Raw genomic sequence first — 23,252 nt, forward strand, 5'->3', positions numbered from 1 at the left:
TCTGTCTTCTGCCAACCGAATGCAAAGCTTCCTCAAAAGCTGCTTGGCAACACTACCGCCGTTTTATCATTGGTTTAGCAGCCATTTTTGCCTCAGTAAACGGCTTCCTGAACCAAAAGAGTTTATATATTTACTACATAAAACATAACAAGATTTGACGGTATAAATAAAAAGTATTTAGTCCGAGTACTAACCGTACAAATACGTTTGTTAGATGTGATAAAAACAGTAATTAATCGGTTTTGTCTCCTTCTCATCTGATTAGCACCTGGAAATTACAGTCAGATTTTTAGGCAGCCAGATAATATTCAGTATTTCTACTGTTTGAAAAAAAATATCAAAAGGCGGACAGTAATTATCAGAAGGTATTTTCTACAATTGCAAAAAAATCAAATAATTTAGAAGAGGAGTTTAGAATTGGCAATTTATTGTAATTTGAGCGCTCAGAAAATTAAATGATACCTCTGCTGTCTCTTGGCGAGTCTCTGAACTAAAGAATACCCCGACTTTCTGAAATAGACGAGCATACCTTGGATATTTCCATTGGGGGAGTGGTAAATTCTTTCCTTGATTTTGAAATAGGGCAAAACGCAAATCAATGAATATTTCTATTCTGGTCTTTGGAAGTAAAGACTTTCTTAGCTCACTTCCAGACCAGATCCGTTATCCAACCGATTTTAGTGTCGAAGCGATCGCCAATCTCAATCAGGCAATGTCGCGGATTGAAACTGCGCCGCCCGATATCATGCTGGTGCAGGCTGGGTTGGATGGGAGTACGCAACTATGCGGTTGGCTAAAAAACCAGACAAAGTTATCTTCGATCTACTGTATTTTGTTTGAAGATCGTCCTCATCTGCTTGCTAATAGAAGTAAGTATGGCTGGGAATGGGAGTTGGAAATGACTGTAACTGCCTTAAAAGAAGGCGCCGACGCTTACATTTGGCAAATACCCGCAGAAAAAACAGACTGTACCTCGATGCAGTTGGGTGCTAACCATCAGCTGATACTAGCTCAATTGACCGTTGGCTTGCGGAAAGCGCAAAAATACCGGGATTTACTCCGGACAAATGATGTGTTGTCAACATTCGCCTTGGCTGATTCGTTGACAGAATTAAATAATCGCCGTGCTTTAGAATGGGACTTACCCAGGCAAATTAAAAAAGCGAAAACCCAGGGAGATCCCTTCAGTTTGATTATTCTCGATGTAGACTTTTTCAAGAAAGTTAACGATTCTTACGGGCATTTAGTTGGCGATCGCGTTTTGCAGTTACTTTCTAGCCGTCTGCGTCACAGTCTGCGTTGTCAAGACACGCCATTTCGTTATGGTGGTGAAGAGTTTGTCGTGCTTCTGGCAAACACAACAGGTGAAGAAGCCCTACTATTGGCCCGTCGTCTCAATCGTATAGTCAATCAAGAACCATTTGCTATTAAAAATCAACTAGCAATTAATGTCACAATTAGCTTGGGTATAGCCAGCCTAGAACCAGAAGATGATGAGCAGGGTTTGACGCTGCTACATCGTGCCGATCAATGTCTCTTAGAGGCCAAAGCAACCGGGCGTAACAAAGTAGTTAGTTGGGGTTATCCATCCCAACGTTCCCGTCTCAGAGCAGTTTCTTCTTAGAGTCTTTTATGTGTAAATTGTCATACTAAACTCAGTGTTCGCTATTCCCCTCTAAAAGCTGTTACTTCTGAGAATTGAGAATGTTTGAACTCATAACCCAGCACTAGCGATGGGCTTCACCCCGCTGTTCGCGATGGGCTGCGCCCCGCCCGAAGCGATCGCATTTTGACAATCTTCCACCGAAGCGCGTTGTTCCATAGCCTTGACTAAAGCTTGATAACTAGACCAATTTTCTTCTAGTAAGTTTTTTGCCTGAAGGGCGTAAAACCGCTGTTTTTGTTGACAAATCGACTCAGTAAAGCCCAAAGTTGTCAAAACCCCTTTTAACTTGCCTAAGTCATCAGTTCCACCTTCAGCGCTATTAAATACTACAGTTTCCGCAGCAATACCCGCCATCCAAACGGTGCAGTAGCGATCTAGCATTTGGACACCGATTTTACCCGCCGCCAATTGAGATGCTAATTGCTCATCCTCAAAAGTCACGCCACCTTGTCCCGGTTGTCCTTGTTTCCAGGCTTCCCAAGCGCTAAGAGTGTAGCCTGTAGCGGGAATTCCCAGGAGGTGAGCAATCAGAAAGTGTCCGGCTTCGTGGTGCAGAATGCGATCGCGATATTCTTTAGAAAAACTAGAAATCCAATCTAAAAATATAGTCCCTCCCTGACCCTGCAAGCTGAAACTATCCAGCGTCGCTATGCCCAAAATCATGAAGGTAGCTAGGGCGGGAACTGCCGGTGATAAGTGTACCAATGGCCCCAACAGTGTCGAGAGGGTAATGAGAAAGACAGATATTGCAACTAAATTTAAAGCAGTTTGGCTCATATTAATGCTTAACTGAGACGGTTATTGATTTTGCTCTGAAGATACAGGTTGTTCCAAACGTCGCCGCCGTCTAGTCGGTTTAGGGCTACTGTTACTACTAGTTGTACTAACAGAGGTTGCCTGGTTGAGTTCCCGTCGCCTTCTTTTTCTGGTTTCTCCTGAACCTGAAGATGGAGTGCTATTAGTTGCAGTTTGCGGCCTTCTTCTTCTCAGCGCTTCGCCCAATCTTTGCCCTCTAGTAGTTGATGTAGTTGGACTTGTAGATTCTCTTGATGTTGCTATATCTCTTCTGCGGCGAACTCTTCTAGTTTGTGTAGTTTGTGTGGTGGATTCAGCAGGAACAGTTTGGCTAGTTGATGCAACTAACCTTCTTCTGCGTCTGGGGGTTTCAGAGGCAGAGTTACGAGAATTGTTCGTAGATTCACTGTTTCTAGCTTCTGCTGTTGTCTGGTTTTTGCGTTCTTGTAATTTACGATATCGTTGGGAACCTGCGATCGCATATTCAGTGCCAATAACTGTGCCTTGTCTACCGCCTGAATTGGGTTTCAGCTTCCAATTGCGCGATCGCTCCAAGTGTTCTGCATCTAATTTAGCATTACCACTAGATCTCAACAAGCGGCTATTAATAACATTACCCTGTGCATCCGTATCAACAGCTACTTCAACCCTCCCCTCTAATCCTCTTTTCCTGGCCCACTCTGGATAATTTGCGTTACACTCCCGGCAAGCAGCACGGCCATTACCATTACCAGAGTTAGTTCTTATTTTGGGAGTTGTCGGCGCTGTGGCAACTTTTGAATTATTTTCCTGTCCATTATTTGCACCATTGCCATTACCGTTGCTGTTGCCGTTGCTATTGCTGTTGCCATTATTGTTGCCATTGCCACTACCGCTACCACTGCCGCTACCACTACCGCTACCACTGCCGCTACCACTACCGCTACCACTGCCGCTACCACTACCGCTACCACTGCCGCTACCACTACCGCTACCACTGCCGCTACCACTACCGCCAGCACCTTTACCAGTTACAGAAGTAGAACCATTACCAGGAATCCCTGATGAGTTAGACGTTGCTGTACCATTCCCAGCCGCCGAACCCTGAGAAGGTTGTAAAACTCCCTGATTTGCCCTGTAGTCTCTAATCCCTGCGAGCAACTTGCTTAAATTTGCGCTGGGTTGTGAAGATGCTTGTACCGTTGTGCTATCTCTAAATGACGTTTGACTAAGTATATTTTGGGAAGCAGGTGCTTTTGCTTGAAGCTGGGTTTCTAATTTCCTTTCCGAAACAGTTCCTTTGGGTATAGAAAGTAAAGGTTTTAGCGCTTCTATTTTCGGGAATGGTACTTTAGTTGCGACTACCGCGTTTTGTTGTGGTTGCGGCTTTAATTCAGATGTAGAAGAACTGCTGTTGATACTCAACTCGCCGCCACCACCGCCACCACCGCCACCACCAGGCTGACTATCTGAACTAGTCAAAATCCGTGAAGCAATATCGGGTTGTGGCTGTTCTAGATTTTCTAGAGGTTTCGGTTCTGCTTCTGGTGGAGTTTCTACAACAGTAACTTCCAGCGGCTCTTCTACAATTTCTGGCACTTTCGTTAGTAGATTGCCAATACCATTCGCCAGCAACCCAATATGTAGAGCCAACGAGCCAATCAAACTATAAGTCAAAAAAATTGTGAGTGCCTTTAATTCTTTCTCTCGCTGCTCTAGGGCTGTGCTGGAAAAACTCATATTTGTTGCTACCCATTATCAGTAACTTAGGAAGAGTAGCAGGAATTAGATGAAAATGTCAATCAATAAATTTTAACTATTACCGATACTTAATTTTACCCTAAATATCTTGTCAGACAAGAGTTTCAGCGATTTTTACCCTACCTTTGACGTTATTTTTACCCTACTAGGTAGCAAAAGATTGACAGATATTCTCATTTGTTCTACTTTGATTTGAGAACTTATGTCAGCTACCCTTGCTGAACTATTAAGGAAATTTAACCAAAAGGCTTGAGAAGCGTATATGGATATTAAAAATCTATTTATCGCAGGTGGTGTAGTGATGTGGCCCCTGCTGATTTCTTCTGTGTTAGCTGTAGGGCTAATCATCGAACGGATCAGGTTTTGGGTAAAAATCAGTACCCGCCAGCAACGGGTAGTACGAGATGTGTTGAATCTCTATCGTCAGGACAATGTGGTGAGTACAATTGATGCACTGCGAAAGAATGCAGATTTACCCATTGCACGAATTTTTTTGACGGCTTTAGAATTAGAAGAACCAAACCCAGAAGAGTTTCGCTTGGCGTTGGAGAGTGAAGCACAGGCAGAAATACCCGTGTTCAAACGGTTTAATACAATTTTTGACACGATAATTTCTCTCGCACCCCTGTTAGGTCTTCTCGGTACTGTATTGGGATTAATTGGCTCTTTTGCCTCTCTAAATCTTGGCGATGTAGGCGGAACAAAAGCGGCTGGAGTAACTAGCGGTATTAGTGAGGCGTTGGTTTCTACTGCTTCTGGGTTAATTGTGGCGATTTTTACATTAGTTTTTGCTAATACCTTCCGGGGTTTTTATCAACGACAAATCGCTTTGATTCAAGAATATGGTGGTCATTTAGAACTACTGTACCGTCGTCGCTACGAAAGAGGAGAAAAAACCTATGCGTCTACAAGATGAGCCGGATATCCCAGCACAGATTAACATTGTGCCGATGATTGATGTGATATTTGCGATTTTGACATTTTTTATCATGTCATCGCTTTATTTAACTCGTTCCGAGGGGTTACCAGTTAATTTACCTCAAGCAGCTACGGGAAAAACAGATCGTCCCGCACAGGTGACGGTAACAATTAATAGTACTGGAGAGATGTTTCTGAACAAGCAAGCAGTTAGTTTAGAGCAATTAGAAGCAGGAGTCAGAGAAAATGTAAAACCTCAACAGCAGTTGATGGTAGTACTCAATGCTGATGAGAAAGTTAATCACGGACAAGTAGTAGCGGTGATGGATAAAGTGCGGCAAGTAGAGGGAGTGAAGTTAGGGATAGCTACTCGCAAATAGTCAACTTGCAAAAGATTGTGATGCCAGCCCCGCTAATATGTTGGTTAATAAATGTTTGTTAGTAAAGTGCAATTAATGTCTTGGGTATACAAAGGAAAATCAGTCAGGATTTTGCATTTTATACTCAGTTTTATTTTGGTTTTGCTGCTAGGAACACAAGCTTTTAGTTATCCATTAAAATCGACGGAAATACTTTGGGATAGCTACGGCGTACCCCATATTTACGCCAAAGATAACCGTAGCGCATTTTATGCCTTTGGTTCGGCGCAAATGCAAAGTCATGGTAATTTGCTGTTGCGTCTTTATGGTCAAGCTAGGGGACGTGCGGCGGCGTACTGGGGAGAAAAATATTTAGAGTCTGATAAATGGGTGTTGACAATGGGTGTACCCAGTCGCGCTCGTTCTTGGTATCAAGCCCAAAATCCCAGCTTTCGCAGCTATTTAGATGCTTTTGCGGCGGGTATTAATGCTTATGCGAGTAAACATCCTGATTTAATCGATGATGCTGTTGAGGTTGTATTACCAGTTACAGGGGAAGATGTTTTAGCTCACCTGCATCGGGTAATGCATTTCACATTTGTAGTTAATCCCAGTGTGGTGGCTCTTGTGAGCAAACAGGAATCACTTCCAGGTTCTAATGGTTGGGCGATCGCACCTTCTCGGTCTAGCAGTGGCAATGCTATGCTGTTAGCAAACCCCCATCTACCTTGGTCAGACTTGTTTTTGTGGTATGAAGCGCAAATTACCGCACCGGGAATTGATGCATATGGCGCGACATTGGTGGGAGTGCCGGTTTTAGCGATCGCCTTTAACGATAACTTAGGTTGGACTCACACTGTCAACACCCATGATGGTTGGGACGCTTACAAGCTGAAGTTAAGCGATAAAGGTTATCTCTTTGATGGTAAAGTTCTGTCTTTTCAAACCCAAACCCGAACCCTACAAGTCAAGCAAACAGACGGCAGCATCCAAGAAAAGCCTTTAGTCGTTAAAAGTTCTGTTCACGGTCCCATAGTTTCAGAAACAGACAATACAGCTATAGCTTTGCGTGTGGTCGGTCTTGACCAACCCGGTGTGCTAGAACAGTGGTGGGATATGGCCCGCGCTCAGAATTTATCACAATTTGAAAAAGCACTCCAGCGCTTGCAACTACCCATGTTTACAGTCATGTATGCTGACCGAGAAGGACACATCATGCACCTGTTTAACGGTCTAGTACCTGTGCGTTCTCAAGGTGATTTTGCTTACTGGGAAGGCGTAGTTCCCGGTGACACATCAAAAACCTTATGGACAAAAAACCACCCTTATCAAGACTTACCAAAAGTCATCGACCCTCCAAGTGGTTGGTTACAGAATACCAATGACCCACCTTGGACAACCACCTTTCCCCCAGCGATTAAAGCCGATGATTATCCGTCTTATATGGCGCCCCGGTGGATGGGTTTCCGGTCCCAACGCTCTGCAAGAATGCTGGCTGAGGATGAAAAAATATCCTTTGCAGAAATGGTGGCATACAAACATTCTACACGGATGGAATTTAGCGATCGCATTCTAGACGATTTGATTCCCGCCGCTCGCAAGTATGGCAACAACTTAGCACAGCAAGCAGCTAATGTCTTAGCAAAATGGGATAGACAAGCAAATGCAGATAGCCAAGGTGCTGTTTTATTTGCAGCTTGGGCAAATAAATTAGACTTTGACAAAGCATTTAGTCAACCTTGGAATCAAACCCAACCACGCACCACCCCCGATGGTTTAGCTGACCCTAAAGCAGCCGTCAAACTATTAGAAACAGTTGCAGCAGAAGTAGAAAAAACCTATGGCAGCTTAGATGTCAACTGGGGAAAAGTTTACCGTATGCGTGCAGGTAATGTAGATTTACCAAGCAACGGCGGTGATGGATATTTAGGAATCTTTCGAGTTGTTAACTTTGCCCCAGAAACAGAAGGACGCTTTCAAGCCGTGAGTGGTGATTCTTTTGTAGCCGCAATAGAATTTTCTCAGCCAGTAAAGGCAATGGCACTTACCGGCTACGGAAATGCAACTCAACCAAATTCACCCCATAGAGAAGATCAATTACAACTTTTCGCTAATAAACAGTTACGTCCAGTGTGGCGCACAAAGCCAGAAATTACAGCCCATTTACAAGAGCGTCAAGTTTTTTAAAGACGAAGAGCTTTAGATCCCCGACTTATCTAAGAAGTCGGGGATCTTGTTGTTCAAGAATTAATCTAATGACTTTCTAAAGTTCGTCTCGCCACGGTCTTTGCTTCCTTACGCCTAGCTTCTGCCCAACGTCGCTGCTGCCACATAATCAACCCCGTAATCAGCAGACCTAGGGGACTTAAACCAATAATGAAATAGACAACTTTACTTACCCATCCACCATATTCACCAAAATGTAAAACTACCATTGCTTCCATAAATTGGCTGGCAAAAGGAGCTTTATTAAAACTTTTGATTTGCAAAAGCTCACCTGTATATTGATCAAAATAAAGCCAAGGAGTTTTGTTAAACTCATTTTCATCAGAAAGGTGCATCCAGACACTGAAAGCATCCTCAGGTTCCTTTGCTGGAAAAATTTTGTAGAATTTAGCTGCGGGAAAAGTTGCCTGAGCTTTTTGCAATAAATCATCAATTCCCATTGGAGGGACACCAGCTACAACCTTAGACACCGGTGCAGGGGGAGGTAGTGGCGTTTGTGTCAGAGAATGCATAGCAGCTTCCACAGGAGTCCAAAAAACCATTGCCGTTCCGGTAAAAGCCAGCAGACTTAAAAGGGTTACAGATACCATACCCCCAAGTTTGTGGAGGTCATAATTTACCAGTTTCCCAGGAGCATTCCAACGCAATCTCAAGCCCTGTTTCAGGTTATGCCAGCCATTCCACAAAATTAAACCAGTTACCCCCATCAGTAGCAATATAACCCCACAAACTCCAACCACTTGCCCCCCAATATCTCCAGAAAGCAGGTGGACGTGCAAATCAATCAAAAACCCACCTAAACTTTGTTTCCAAGGGCGAGAACCAGTCACCTCACCTGTGTATTGGTTGATATACACATTTATAGATTCAGCCTTTGGAGACTGCATCATCACTTCATACACCCAATTGGGATACTCTGGAACGATGAGGCGATGAGTTTTAAAATTTGGATAAGCAATCTTAGCAACATCAGAAATTTGCTGGGCTGAAATAACCTGTTCTTGGGGAACAACTGTTAGTAGCTGAGGTTGAAAAAAATGCTCAATTTCTCCTGAAAATACTAGCAGGCTACCTGTTAGGGAAATAGTCACAAGTAAGATACCAGCAATTATGCCTGCATAGCGATGCAAAACCAGGGCGAGTTTGCGTAGTTTCAAAATGACCATCCTGTTAAAACTCTACGGAGATTGAACCAACGACGGTAAAAGGATCGCCAGGAGTAATAGCTTCTCTATATTCAGATGCGCGGATGTACTGAACATCAAAAAGGTTTTTGAAGTTAAGACCTGCTTTCCAATTATTTCTGCGGTAAAAAATGGCTGCATCTGTGCGGACATAGCTAGGCACTTGGAAAGTATTTCCCAAATCACCTTGGCGTTCTCCCACAAAAAACATCCCAATTCCAAACCCTAATCCTTGCAGATTACCTTTTTGAAGTTCATAGGTAGTCCAAAGGCTGGCAGCATTATAGGGAACATTGCTCAATCTATTATTTTTCAATCCTTCATTACTTGCGGTGACTTTGGCATCTGTATAGCTATAGGAAGCGATCACATTCCAACCAGGGAGAATTTGCCCAGCAACATCAAGCTCAATACCCGAACTTTGCTGTTCACCGATAGCGACGCTAAAGTCTGGATTGTTTATATCTGTCGTCGCAACATTGGACTTAGTAATTTGATAAGCTGCTAAATTAGTTACCAGTCTGTTATTCAGAAATTCCCCTCGGATACCCGCTTCATACTGCCTACCACGTTCTGGTTTCAGGAAAGAACCATCAACTTTAGTAGCAAAATTTGGTTGAAATGATTCGCTGTAACTGGCGTAGAGTGAAATTGGCTGAGTTGGTTGATATACAATACCAACACGCGGACTAAAGGCTTCATTGTATTGATTAGAAGTAGTATCGCTGGTATTGTCCTTGCTTTCTTGGTCTGCAAAGTCAAACCTTCCACCCAATACTAATTTCAAATTATTAGCTAGCGCAATCTGATCTTGCAAAAAGAAGCCTAAAGAATTTGCACTGTCCTCGTTATTACGTACTACATTTGTGAGTTCTGAAAGACCAGGTCTGGCTGTTTGGTTGTAAATTGGATTAAAAATATTGATACTTGGAGTCAACCCGGCTGGCAATCGGCTTTGTGTTCCTTCAGAAGTATTTCTAGAGAAATCAACACCGAACAGCAAAGTATGATCTACCGCACCAGTTTTGAATTTACTTGTCAAATCAGTTTGCAAGGCATATCTTCTGGCAATATCATCATTTGAGCGGAAATTTCTTTGTAATTCGCCTGTTTCCGCATTTAGTACTTGTGGGTCGGCACGATAGTCAAAAGTATCAGATGACAGGAATCGAAATGTATTCCGCAGTTTTAAATTTTCATTAAACCGATGCTCTAACTGATAGCTGGCACTTATTTCTTCTAGCTTACTCACATCATCTGGTTCACCAAAAATCCGGTTGTAGGGAGTATCAACAACTTTATTGCCAATAGCTATAAGACCCCGGTCAAAAGGTCGTTCGTCATTCAAATAACTAAATTCTAGAGTTAAATCTGTCTGCTTGCCGATTTGCAAACTAACTACAGGCGTGAAGAAGGTGCGCTCAATACGTTGGTCAAAGTTGCGGAAAGTTCCGGAATTTTCGTAAGCTGCATTCAGCCGATAGCTAGCAGTTTTGTCTATATTTAAAGGATTGGATATATCTATTGCACCGCGATAAAAGGAATTGTTTCCTATTTGTAGTTCAGCAGCATAAAACGGCTGAAATAGCGGCTTTTTTGTAACTAAGTTGATCACCCCCCCAGGCTCTAGATTGCCGTATAAGACAGAAGCTGGTCCCTTGAGAACTTCTACTCGCTCTAAGTTGGCAGTTTCGTTAAATCCACTAGTAAAACCATTACTACCTAAGCCATTGGTGAGAATATTTCCGCCAAAAGAACTTGAGAAACCACGAATCACGAAGCCGTCTCTGGTACCAGCAAAACTATCACCAGAGCTAACTCCGCTGACGTTACGAACTGCATCATTCAACTTGAGAACTTGTTGGTCTTTCAACACCTGCTGGGGAACTACCTGAATTGACTGGGGAGTATCACGTAGTGCTGTATCAGTTCTCGTTGCAGTGGTAGCGTCAATTACGCGATATTTGTCTTGCTCACCCGTAACTACCAATTCAATAGGTGTCTCAGCTTCAGCTGTTGGTTGTTCTGGTTGAGCTTCAGACTCTGACTGAGTAGATGGTGGTGTTGGTTGTGTTTGGGGTGGTTCTGTTGATGATGCAACTGGTATAAGATTAAAAACTAAACCTTCGGCATCATCAAATAACTCTACTTGTGGTGCATCAGCTTCAGTTATAACCTTTAGCCTGATGGTATTGGCATCAAGGTTTGTAACTGTGACTTCAGTAATTCCTGCAATAGGGTTCTCTTGGTTAAATGGTGTGTTCAGTTGCGCTTTGGCAATATCGGCAATATATGTGTTGCCTTCAGTTTTCGGTGTGATTTGCAACTGTTCACCTTTGGGAGTCTCTAAAATAATTTCTAACCCTTTTTCGGTATTATTTAGCTTGACTCCTGTAACTTGCACCAGTTCTGCTGTTGATGCTGGTTGGGTTTGAGGTTGCGGCTGCGACTGAGCAGAGGATGTAACTGGTATAAAGTCAAAAATTAAACCTTGGTCATCATCAAATAAGTCTACTTTGGGCAAATCTGTCTCAGCTATAACTTTCAGCCTGATAGTTTTGGCATCCAGGTTGGTGACTGTGACTTCTGTAATACCTGCAACGGGTTTTTCTTGGCGAAATGGTGTCTTTAGTTGTGCTTGGGAAATATCAACAAAGTATGTTTTGCCGTCTTTTTTGGGTGCAAGCTGTAACTGTTCCCCCTTGGAAGTCACCAAAATAAGTTCAAAACCTTTTTCGGTGGTATTCAGCTTAACTTCTGTAATTTGTACCAGTTCTTGGGAACTGGCTCCGCTTGAGGTTGGCTTTTGTACTAGCATTTCTGCACTCTTGGGCAGATGTCCAATCTTATCCAGTCGTGGGATTTTTTTGTTTGTTGCTAGTTCCTGTGTTGAACTCGATAAAGCTGATATTTGCTGGTTACTAATGCTAGTATCAGTGTTTTGCACTGATTGAACTGGTATTTCCTCGCTTTTAGCTGGAGTAGTTGCCACCATGACAACAGAACCTGTAACTAACAGGCTTTGAACTAATTTCTCTACTTTCATCACTATCCTCACACCCATTACCCACCGTTTCCTCTGAGTCAATAAAGCCAAAATTCCTGAGAATAGTTAGCCTTACAACCTATAAATGAAAATTTGCCTGGATTATAATGCAAGTTATTTTCATTTAACTTAATTTATCTAATGACAAGTTTTATCATAAAGTTCTTAGTTGCACAAGTATTCATTAAAACCAGCTACTGCCATTTTGTTTCCAATGACCACAGAGCCTGCTCTTGTCATAACAGCAGAATGCCTTGTATATCAGTATTTTGACGACATTAGACCATGCTTTGACAAAAAAACTTGATCGCTATCTTCATATCAAGTTTTTGTTACATCAGGCTTAAAGAACCGTCTTAAGACTATTTATAAGTGTAATAGACAGTATTATACTTATTGCATAAGTAAACCTAATGTATTACTAATTGCAAATTTAATGCAATTGTATTAAGTTGATTAAGGCAATTGAAAATTACTAGCAATAAACATTTAGGGGTTAGTGAAAAAACCTAGTAATTTATCGGCATTTACCACAAAGGCGAAATGTGAAATTTGCGCGAATAGGAAGCTTTTAAAGCTTGAAGTCAACATAAGTACTAGCCGCATCTAGTAGCCTCCCACGGCAACTTTGAGAAATTCTTGTCCCCCTGCTATGCCTGCTGACTTTCGCTGGTTATGTTGGGTGCTGGGAATTATTTTGAGGCACCAAGATTTTGAAAGTGCAATTAAATCCCCTGGTTGATCGCTTTTAGCGGGGGTATCTCGCGGAAAAACCAATGAATCAACTCATCAATGGCAATGATATGGAAGAAATTTCCCGTAACGTCTCTACAATTGTGGAACTGTTGCGTTACAGAGGTCTACACCAACCCAATAATCAGGCTTTTACCTTCCTACAGGATGGAGAAACTCAAGAAACAATATTGACATATCTTGAGTTAGATCGGCGATCGCGAGCCGTTGCCTCTCAATTGCAAGCTTTAGGATTGAGTGGAGAACGAGCCTTACTCCTTTATCCACCAGGTTTAGAATATCTTGCCGCCTTTTTTGGTTGTCTATATGCAGGGGTGGTAGCAGTTCCGGCTTATCCTCCACGCAACCAACGCAACACCCCCAGAATTTTAGCAATTTTGAATGATGCACAAGCGGCTGTAATCCTTACCACCACAGCCATCTCGTCTCAAGTGCAATCCTTATTTGAAGATAAATTTAATATAAATAATATTCATTGGCTGACTACCGATAATCTCACTGCTGGGATTGAAGCAGCTTGGCAAGAACCTTTTATTAATCAAGATACACTGGCATTTTTACAATACACTTCTGGTTCTACTTGCACACCTAAAGGTGTCATGCTTAGTCATGGCAATTTGCTACACAATGCCGCCGTGACTCGCCAGTATATGGAACATTCCCCCAGTAGTAAATTTGTTACTTGGCTTCCTGTTTATCATGACATGGGACTCATCGGCGGCGTACTGCAACCTCTGTACAGCAGTTTTCCTTGTATCATGATGCCACCAGCAACTTTTCTCCAGCGTCCCTACCGTTGGTTAGAAATAATTTCTCGTTACAGAGGAACCACCAGTGGTGCTCCTAACTTTGCCTACGAACTTTGTATTGAAAAAATAACGACAGAACAACGCGCTACCCTGGATTTAAGCAGTTGGAGCGTAGCTTTTAACGGCGCTGAACCTATTCGCAACGAGACTTTAGCGCGTTTTGCTGATACTTTTGCTGAATCTGGTTTTCGTCCAGAAGCTTTTTATCCTTGCTATGGGATGGCAGAAGCAACCTTGATGGTATCTGGTAGCGTCAAATCTGCTTTAGTCACAACTAAAAATTTCCAAAAAAATGCTTTAGAACGCAACCATGTAATTGATACAGCTAACGAAGAAAATTCTGTAGCCTTAGTCGGTTGTGGCCGAGTTGTACCACAACAGCAGATTGTCATTGCTAACCCGGAAACCTTAACCAGTTGTGCAACCAATGAAGTTGGGGAAATTTGGGTTTCTGGGCCGAGTATTGGTTCTGGTTACTGGAATCGACCAGAGGAAACAGAGCAAACCTTCGGCGCTTACCTCCAAGATACAGAAGCAGGGCCATTTTTGCGGACTGGAGATTTAGGTTTTTTGCACAACGATGAACTCTTCATTACTGGTCGCGTCAAAGATTTAATCATCATTAGGGGACGAAATCTTTACCCGCAAGACCTAGAACTGACCGCAGAACGGAGCCATAAAATGTTGCGTTCAGGGAGTGGAGCGGCTTTTGCGGTGGAAGTGGAAAAAGAAGAACGATTGGTAGTGGTACAAGAACTAGATTTTCGAGCTAAACCTAATATAGAGCAAGTTATCGGTGCTATTCGTCAGGCTGTAGCCGAAGAACATGAAGTACAAGTCTATGCAGTCGTTTTAATCAAAGCTGGCACCATTCCCAAGACTTCCAGTGGTAAGATTCAGCGCCGGTCTACAAAAGCAGGATTTTTAGCAGGTACATTAGATATCGTTGGTAGCAATATTCTAGACATTTCCCAGGTGAGAGAGGCTGAAGAGATTCTGACACGCGCCGAATTACTAGCAATAGAGCCATCACAACAACAACAGTTATTAAATTCTTACTTACAAAAACTAATAACACGGGTACTGAGGGTAACACCTTCTCAGTTAGATTATCAGCAACCTTTAAGTCATTTGGGTTTAGATTCCCTCAAAGTTTTCGAGTTAAAAAACCAGATTGAGGTTGATTTTCAAGTAGGGATATCTGTAGCAGATTTTTTTGATGGTGTTAGTCTCGCTGAGTTAGCAACTCAAATTTTAGAGCAAGTTAATAATAATCTTCCTTGTAAATCTCTGCCTATCTCTAAGACAACCACCAGCCAAGATCCTCTAAGTTTTACTCAACAACAGTTGTGGTTTATCAATCAACTGCGACCGGGGACACCTGCATATAATATTGCTGTAGCTGTTCATCTAAAAAAACAACTGAATGTCTCTGCATTGGTATTGAGTCTCAACGAAATTATTCAAAGACACCAAATTTTGCGAACAAGTTTTGAAATAGTCGCAGGTGAACCTGTCCAGAAAGTTGCTGATGTTGTGAAATTAACTTTACCAGAAGTTGATTTACGGCATTTTCCCGACGAACAGCAGCAGAGCGAATTGCAAAAATTATCTCAGCAAGCAGCTAAAATATCCTTTGATTTAGCGCAAGCACCATTATTGCAGGTGAAACTGCTGCATTTGCCAGCAGAATCAATATTACTTTTGACACTGCATCATCTGGTGGCTGATGGGTGGTCAATCAAGATTTTAGTTGAAGAATTATCAGCAATTTATCAAGCTTTCGCTGATGAAAAGCCGTCACCATTACCAGAACTTCCTGTACAATACACTGACTTTGTAAATTGGCAACGAAACCGTTTACAAGGTGGAGTTTTAGAAAAGCATTTAGCTTATTGGAAACAACAATTAAGTGGAAATCTCCCAGTACTGCAATTACCTACAGACCGTCCCCGACCGCCAATACAGACTTTCCGGGGAGCGCAGCAAAAGTTTGTTTTATCTAAAACCTTAACTGAAGCAATTAAACAGATCAGCCAACAGGAAAGCGTGACTTTATTCATGACTTTGTTAGCGGCGTTTCAGACTTTGCTTTACCGCTACACAGGTGAGGAAGATATTATTATCGGTTCACCAATTGCTAACCGCAATCGTGTTGAAATAGAAAAACTAATCGGTTGTTTTGTCAATACTTTAGTATTGCGTACCAATTTAGATGGAAATCCTAGCTTTAAAGAATTGCTCTTGAGAGTGCGTCAGGTGGCAATTGAAGCCTATACTCACCAAGATTTGCCATTTGAGAAGCTGGTTGAAGAGTTAAAACCAAACCGGGATTTAAGCTATAACCCATTATTCCAGGTAATGTTTGTTCTCCAAAATTCTGTATCAGATGGAATCTGGAAAACTGAGGAGATGGATACTGAAACAGCCAAGTTTGATGCCTTTTTATCGATGGTGGATAGTGAAGCGGGATTGGTCGGGACGCTGGAATACAACATCGATTTATTTAATGCAGAAACTATCAAACGAATGGTAGGACATTTCCAAACTTTGCTAGAGGGTATCGTTGCTAATTCTAACCAGCGTATTTCTAACTTACCACTATTGACCTCTGCTGAACGGCAGACACTGCTGGTAGACTGGAACAACACTAAAGTTGATTTCCCCCAAGCAGCTTGCATCCATCAATTATTTGAGGCACAGGTAGAAAAAACACCGGATGCTGTAGCAGTGGTATTTGAGAATCAAAAACTTACTTACCGCGAGTTAAATCAACGCTCCAATAAACTCGCTCACTACCTACAAAGTTCAGGTGTGAAACCAGAGATATTGGTTGGTATTTGTATGGAGCGTTCTGTAGAAATGGTAGTTGGGATATTAGCAATCATGAAAGCCGGTGGTGCGTATTTACCGCTAGATCCTACCTATCCTCAACAGCGTTTAGCGTTCATGTTAAAAGATGCTCAAGTATCTTTGTTGCTGGTGCAACCGCATCTAGTTGATGAATTACCACCACATCAAGCCCAAGTTATAAGTGTAAATAGCAATTTTGCAGCATTTTCTGATTACAGCCAAAACAACCCGACTACTAACATCCAGTTAGAAAACATTGCCTATGTAATTTATACTTCTGGTTCCACAGGCAAACCCAAAGGAGCTATTAACACTCATCAAGGCTTATGCAACCGCTTACTGTGGATGCAAGACACTTATCAACTAACACCCAATGATAGAGTTTTGCAAAAAACACCTTTTAGTTTTGATGTGTCTGTTTGGGAATTTTTCTGGCCTTTATTTACTGGTGCTACTCTAGTTTTAGCCAAACCTGGTGGTCATCAAGATGCAAGCTATCTAGTGCAACTTATTACCCAAGAGCAGATTACAACATTGCACTTTGTCCCCTCAATGCTGCAAGTCTTTTTAGAGGAAATCGAGGTTGATAAATGCCATAGTATCAAACGGATAATTTGTAGTGGTGAGGCACTATCCTTAGAGCTAAAAGAACACTTTTTTGAGCGGTTGCAGGCAGAACTATATAATCTATACGGGCCAACAGAAGCAGCTATTGATGTCACTTCATGGTGCTGTAAACCGGATAAAAAAGAAACAATTGTTCCTATCGGTCGCCCAATTGCCAATACTCAGATATATGTATTAGATAGGCATTTACAACCTGTTCCTGTTGGTATTCCGGGTGAATTGCATATCGGTGGCGTTGGTTTGGCACGAGGATATTTAAATAGACCTGAGTTGACTCACGAAAAATTTATCCCTCATCCATTTAACTCAGAAAAACGTCTTTACAAAACAGGTGATTTAGCACGTTATCGAGTTGATGGAAGCATTGATTTTTTAGGCAGAATTGACCATCAAGCAAAAGTTCGCGGCTTCCGTATAGAATTGGGAGAAATTGAGGCAGTTTTAGCACAACATCCAAATGTGCGAGACACAGTAGTCATTGCTAGTGAAAATCGTCTTATTGCTTATGTAGTGCCTGAGCAAAAGACAGCATCTTCTGTGAATGAATTACGACATTTTCTGAAGGTAAATCTGCCTGAATATATGATTCCTTCTGCCTTTGTATTTTTAGAAGCATTACCTCTAAACCCCAATGGCAAATTAGACCGTCGTGCTTTACCTACACCAGAAAATTTGCGTCCAGAATTAACAGCTACTTATCAGTCTCCTCAATCTGAGATAGAGAAAACAATAGCTAATATGTGGCAAGATCTGCTGCATTTAGAAAAAGTAGGTGTCAATGATAATTTCTTTGACATTGGTGGACATTCTTTGCTAGTAGTGCAGCTAAATAACAAACTACGGGAGATATTAAAACGAGATTTATCAGTTGTAGAAATTTTTCAAAACCCCACTATTAAGTCATTGGCTCAACATTTAGGCAAAAAACCAGATAATGTTCCTGCTTTTAAATCAATGCGTGAAAGGACTCAGAAGCAAATAGAGGCTATCAATAAACAACAATTGTTGCATAAGCAAAGAAAAAAATTATAAGTTGAGTAAATATTTAAAAACTTTAGGAGTCGACAAAAGTAATGATAATTAGCAATAAATTTAATTTATTTTCAAGAATACGCCAGCAAATTATGCCATTTATCTATCGCAAGGATTTAAGGAAATTGGCAATTTTTTATGGTACTGATAAGTGGAATTCTCATTGGTACGCTCAACACTATAATGTCCATTTTGCTCCTTTGAGTGTATTTTGAATATAATCAACCAAAGTTAACGGTATTAGAAACTTTGGGTTTAAATTCATGGGAAGAACTGGGTATAGATGTACCTAAAATTTCTTCAGTCGATAATATCCCGAATGAATAATTTATCAGCTACAGTTACACTGAAAAATATTTTACAACCTCAAAAGAAATATGGATAGTGAAAAAACATACAATTCGGTTACAAAAATAGCAATCATTGGCATAGCTGGGCGGTTTCCCGGTGCTAAAAACATTACTGAATTTTGGCATAATTTATGTGATGGTGTTGAGTCAATTTCTCGATTGAGCGACGAAGAGTTAATTGCTGCTGGGGTAGATTTGGCATTACTAGATAATCCTAATTATGTCAAAGCAGGTGCAGTATTAGAAGACACAGATTTATTTGATGCTGGTTTTTTTAGCTTTAACCCCAAAGAAGCGGAAATGACTGATCCGCAACATCGGATTTTTTTAGAATGTGCTTGGGAAGCATTAGAAAATGCTGGCTATGATTGCCAAAGATGCGAAAGTCAGATTGGAGTTTATGCTGGTGCTAGTTTAAATAACTATTTATCTTTTAATTTAAATCGTGACCAAATTGGTTCAGCGAATAGCTTCCAAAAGTTAATAGGAAATGATAAAGATTTTCTGACTACCCGCGTTTCTTATAAATTAAATCTGACAGGGCCAAGTTTAACAGTACAAACAGCTTGTTCTACTTCTTTAGTTGCAACTGTTTTGGCTTGTCAAAGCTTGCTCAATTATCAATGCGATATGGCTTTGGCTGGGGGGGCTTCGATTCGCGTACCCCAAAAAACAGGTTATTTGCATCAAGAAGGGGGAATCTTATCACCTGATGGTCATTGCCGCGCTTTTGATGCCAAGGCACAAGGGACAATTATTGGTAATGGTGTGGGGGTGGTGGTGTTAAAGCGGTTAGCAGATGCGATCGCTGATCATGATCACATATATGCTGTAATCAAGGGTAGCGCCATCAATAACGATGGTTCGGCGAAAGTGGGCTATACGGCACCCAGCGTCAACGGACAAGCAAATGCGATCGCTGAAGCAATAGCCTTAGCTGAGGTTGAACCTGAGTCTATCAGCTATATTGAGGCTCATGGAACAGGAACTAATTTAGGCGATCCCATCGAAATATCTGCGTTAACCAACGTTTTTCGGGCTGAGACTCAAAAAACAGGTTTTTGTGCTGTAGGTTCCGTCAAAACCAACATAGGACATTTAGACGCAGCATCTGGAGTTACAGGTTTAATTAAAACTGCTCTAGCTTTACAACATAAATTAATTCCTCCCAGCTTAAATTTTGAAAAACCCAATCCAGAAATTGACTTTGATAATAGTCCTTTTTACGTCAATACTAAGCTGAAAGAATGGAATTCAACTTCCACACCGCGCCGCGCAGGAGTTAGTTCTTTAGGTATTGGTGGGACTAATGCCCATGTGATTTTAGAAGAAGCGCCATTTGTTAAAACAGCGGAGAAGCAAAAGAGAAATTATCATCTGTTAGTACTTTCAGCGAAAACTGATTCAGCTTTAGAAAAATTAACTCAAAATCTCGCTCAACACCTCAAACAAAATCCTGATTTAAACTTGGCAGATGTAGCTTATACATTGCAAGTAGGGCGTGGGGTTTTCAATTATCGCCGCATGGTAGTTTGTCAAAATATCCAAGAAGTTATTACTGCCCTAGAAACTACAGATAATCAACAAGTATTAACCCACTTTCAAGAACCAACTCAACGCTCTATCACCTTTATGTTTCCTGGACAGGGCGCTCAGTATGTGGAAATGGCTCAAGAACTATACCAAACAGTTTCTAAATTCCGAGAAGAGGTTGATCATTGTTGTTTGCTACTCAAACCTTATTTAGGGTTAGATTTAAGTACAGTTATTTATCCAAAAGAATCTGAAAAACAAGCAGCAGCAGAACAATTAAAACAGACAGATTTAGCACAACCAGCACTATTTGTAATTGAATATGCTTTAGCTCAGTTGTGGATGTCTTGGGGGATTTTGCCTCAAGCAATGATTGGACATAGTATCGGGGAATATGTAGCCGCTTGCCTTGCTGGTGTAATGTCCGTTGAAGATGCCTTAGCTTTGGTAGCTATCCGTGGACAATTGATGCGAAAAATGCCAACAGGTGCCATGCTTTCTATTTCCGCACCAGCGGCAGAAATTAAAGATTTACTAAATGAAAATTTAGCTTTAGCCGCTAGTAATGCACCTTCTCTATGTGTGGTTTCAGGAAACCATAAAGCTGTAGATATAATTGCTGAAAAACTCACAGCAAAAGGCATCGAGTATCGCCGTTTACATACTTCCCATGCTTTCCATTCACAGATGATGGAACCGATGTTAGAAGCATTTATTGCGGAAGTAAAAAAAGTCAAACTCAATCCGCCCCAAATTCCTTTTATTTCCAATTTAACGGGTACTTGGATCACAGTTCAGGAAGCCACAAATCCAAATTATTGGGTGCAGCATTTACGGCAAACAGTACAGTTTTCGGCAGGTTTATCTGTTTTGTTGCAAACAACTGAAGGCATTTTGTTAGAAGTAGGTCCCGGAAGAACTTTGTGTACTCTCGTCAAACAACACACCCAAGAAGCAGCCGGACAGGTAGTATTACCTTCATTACGCCATTCCCAAGAGGAGAAATCAGATGTAGATTTTTTAGTCAATATTTTAGGGCGATTGTGGTTAGCAGGAGTTGAGGTAAATTGGTCTAGTTTTTATAATTATCAGCAACCTTACCGCGTTCCTTTACCAACTTATCCCTTTGAGCGTCAGCGTTACTGGATTGCACCGGAAACAGAAAATAAAGTAACAAGTAAGCTGGGGGAAAAGCCTAATATTACTGACTGGTTTTATATTCCTTCTTGGAAACGATTTCCCCAACTCCCAACTAAAAATATTACCTCTGGTTGCTATTTATTTTTTGTAGATGAATGTGGGGTGGGGTTACAAATTATCCGACAATTGCAACAACTTGGATATGATATAATTGCCATTGAGGCAAGTGAGCAATTTAATCAACTTAATAGCAACACATATACTATCAACCCTGCCAAAGCAGATGATTATCAGAACTTGCTGCGGCAGTTAGGGGAACAGGGAAAAATTCCCCAGACAATTATTCATCTGTGGAGTATTACCCAATCAGAAACTTTATCTTGGGAAACTACTCAAGATTTAGGTTTCTACAGTCTGGTTTATTTAGCCCAAGCTATCGGACAACAACAGCTAAGTAATGCGATTAAACTTTTAGTTATCGCTAATCATCTTTACGAAATTACGGGTAGTGAAAAATTATCTCCAGAAAAAGCAACTATCTTGGGTGCTTGTAAAGTAATTCCTCAAGAGTATCCCCATATAAGTTGTCGTCTCGTTGATGTTTTATTACCAACATCAGCCAACAAAGATTTTGTAGAGCAATTGTTGGCAGAATTAACAGATGAATCAGAAAGCCCAATTATTGCTTATCGTGGTAATTATCGTTGGGTGCAAACTTTTGAGCCAATTCTGCTAGAAAAACCTGCTGAAGATAAAATCCGTTTCCGGCAAGGAGGAGTATATTTAATCACAGGTGGCATGGGAGGTATCGGTTTAGTTTTAGCTGAATACCTGGCCAAAACCGTACAAGCCAAGCTGGTTTTATTAGGACGTTCTCTACCATCTGAAGATAGTCCGCAGATGGAGAAAGTACGGCAATTAGAGGCTTTTGGAGCGCAAGTGCTGGTATTAGCTGCTGATGTCACTAATCAGCAACAGATGCAAAATGCGATCGCGCAAGCGCTAGAAAGCTTTAAGGAAATTCACGGTGTCATCCACACTGCTGGTATACCTGGAGGTGGGATGATTCAACTCAAAACCCCAGAAATTGCCGAGAGCGTTTTTGCACCCAAGATTCAGGGGACATTGATTCTAAATAATGTTCTCAAAGACATCAACTTAGACTTTTTAGTTCTCGCTTCTTCTTTGAGTTCTATTCAAGGAGGATTTGGACAGGTAGATTATTGTGCTGCTAATGCCTTTTTAGATGCCTTTGCTCACTGGAATACATCAATAAATAGCCGATTTACAGTTGCTATTAACTGGGATGCTTGGCAAGAAGTTGGGATGGCAGCAAATACTATTGTTCCCGATGAACTAAAAAAATGGCGAGAAGAAAGTTTAAAAAATGCTATTCTGCCAGAAGAAGGAGTTGATGCATTTAGCCGGATTTTGGCAAACTCTCTACCTCAAGTTGTAGTTTCTACTCAAGATTTGCAGACAAGTATTGAGCAAATTAATAAATTGGGTTTGCCGCAAAAATCAGTTAAATCTAGTCAATTATCTGCAACCAGACATACTCGGACTCTGCAAGCAAGCACATATATAGCTCCTCGCAATCAAACCGAAGAAATTATTGCTAACATCTGGCAAGAACTCATAGGCATTGAAAAAGTAGGAATTTATGATAATTTCTTTGAATTAGGTGGACATTCTTTACTAGCAGTCCAAACTATTTCTCGTCTCCGAGAAAATTTTCAGGTGGAATTGCCACTGCGTACACTCCTCTTTGACGCTCCCACAATTGCTGACTTAGCCACTGTGATTGTCGAAAAAAAATCACCATCAGAAGAACTTGATGATTTAGCACAACTGTTAGCCGAAGTAGAAAATCTTTCCCTTGAAGAACTGCAAAAACAACTTGTGCAAGAATCAGCAATTAGCTATAACCCTTCCTAATCAAATTTATCTATGTAAATCTCGTGGTTAATTCTGAGACTACCGAAATTAACTGATAAATGCTATAAATTTATGATTTTTCAACCCACCAACATAACTTAATTGTCTGGGTAGGATGCGTCCCCTGACGCATCAAGAGAATGAGTTGTTAACCCAGCAACATAACTTAATTCGTGCGTGCGTTAGAGAATGCACCCTACGGGATGCATAAAGAAATGCATCATCAAAACATTTAACCCGTCTGAAAAAGCTATGAGCAAAACGATTAAAAACTACACAAAAT

At 41.2% G+C, this 23,252-nt stretch carries 11 protein-coding genes; 6 read left to right on the forward strand and 5 right to left on the reverse strand.

Features of this window, described 5'->3' with window-relative positions:
- The first annotated feature begins 598 nt into the window (after window positions 1-598).
- Complete coding sequence (locus CYLST_RS07215; protein WP_015207049.1) at window positions 599-1,624, forward strand: diguanylate cyclase; 1,026 nt, start codon at window positions 599-601, stop codon at window positions 1,622-1,624.
- 90 nt (window positions 1,625-1,714) lie between these two features.
- Here CYLST_RS07215 and CYLST_RS07220 read toward each other — a convergent pair whose 3' ends face one another.
- Together CYLST_RS07220 and CYLST_RS07225 are read right to left on the reverse strand one after the other, a co-directional pair.
- Entirely contained in the window at window positions 1,715-2,443 is a 729-nt protein-coding gene (locus CYLST_RS07220; RefSeq protein WP_015207050.1) for a hypothetical protein, read from the reverse strand.
- 21 nt (window positions 2,444-2,464) lie between these two features.
- Complete coding sequence (locus CYLST_RS07225; RefSeq protein WP_015207051.1) at window positions 2,465-4,180, reverse strand: energy transducer TonB; 1,716 nt, start codon at window positions 4,178-4,180, stop codon at window positions 2,465-2,467.
- 283 nt (window positions 4,181-4,463) lie between these two features.
- On the opposite strand from CYLST_RS07225, the gene CYLST_RS07230 reads away from it, so the two are divergent.
- From CYLST_RS07230 to CYLST_RS07240, 3 genes are read left to right on the forward strand one after another with little or no spacing between them, the layout of a single operon-like run.
- Window positions 4,464-5,117 carry a MotA/TolQ/ExbB proton channel family protein gene (locus tag CYLST_RS07230; RefSeq protein ID WP_015207052.1) on the forward strand — a complete coding sequence of 218 codons (654 nt, stop codon included), beginning with the start codon at window positions 4,464-4,466 and terminating at the stop codon, window positions 5,115-5,117.
- Window positions 5,101-5,499, forward strand: coding sequence for an ExbD/TolR family protein (locus CYLST_RS07235; RefSeq protein ID WP_015207053.1), 399 nt, complete (start codon window positions 5,101-5,103; stop codon window positions 5,497-5,499). The genes CYLST_RS07230 and CYLST_RS07235 overlap by 17 nt, the downstream gene beginning before the upstream one ends.
- A gap of 51 nt (window positions 5,500-5,550) precedes the next feature.
- Complete coding sequence (locus CYLST_RS07240; RefSeq protein ID WP_015207054.1) at window positions 5,551-7,665, forward strand: acylase; 2,115 nt, start codon at window positions 5,551-5,553, stop codon at window positions 7,663-7,665.
- A 65-nt stretch (window positions 7,666-7,730) separates the two neighbouring features.
- Here the strand turns inward: CYLST_RS07240 and CYLST_RS07245 are convergent, their stop codons facing one another.
- The 3 genes from CYLST_RS07245 to CYLST_RS34275 form a co-directional block, all read right to left on the reverse strand.
- The gene (locus CYLST_RS07245; RefSeq protein WP_015207055.1) at window positions 7,731-8,870 is read right to left on the reverse strand and encodes a PepSY-associated TM helix domain-containing protein; all 1,140 of its coding nucleotides are present in this window, start codon (window positions 8,868-8,870) and stop codon (window positions 7,731-7,733) included.
- 4 nt (window positions 8,871-8,874) lie between these two features.
- The gene (locus tag CYLST_RS07250) at window positions 8,875-11,934 is read right to left on the reverse strand and encodes a TonB-dependent siderophore receptor (RefSeq protein ID WP_245587474.1); all 3,060 of its coding nucleotides are present in this window, start codon (window positions 11,932-11,934) and stop codon (window positions 8,875-8,877) included.
- Window positions 11,935-12,540: 606 nt separating this feature from the next.
- Window positions 12,541-12,711, reverse strand: a complete 171-nt coding sequence (locus tag CYLST_RS34275) for a hypothetical protein (protein ID WP_157162545.1) — start codon at window positions 12,709-12,711, stop codon at window positions 12,541-12,543.
- Here CYLST_RS34275 and CYLST_RS07255 point away from each other — a divergent pair.
- Both CYLST_RS07255 and CYLST_RS07260 read left to right on the forward strand, forming a co-directional pair.
- On the forward strand, window positions 12,711-18,008 hold the full coding sequence (locus CYLST_RS07255) for a non-ribosomal peptide synthetase (RefSeq protein ID WP_015207057.1): 5,298 nt from the start codon (window positions 12,711-12,713) through the stop codon (window positions 18,006-18,008). The genes CYLST_RS34275 and CYLST_RS07255 overlap by 1 nt on opposite strands.
- A gap of 377 nt (window positions 18,009-18,385) precedes the next feature.
- Complete coding sequence (locus CYLST_RS07260; RefSeq protein ID WP_015207059.1) at window positions 18,386-22,969, forward strand: type I polyketide synthase; 4,584 nt, start codon at window positions 18,386-18,388, stop codon at window positions 22,967-22,969.
- Window positions 22,970-23,252: the final 283 nt, after the last annotated feature.

It is taken from the genome of Cylindrospermum stagnale PCC 7417, assembly GCF_000317535.1.
GTDB lineage: Bacteria > Cyanobacteriota > Cyanobacteriia > Cyanobacteriales > Nostocaceae > Cylindrospermum > Cylindrospermum stagnale.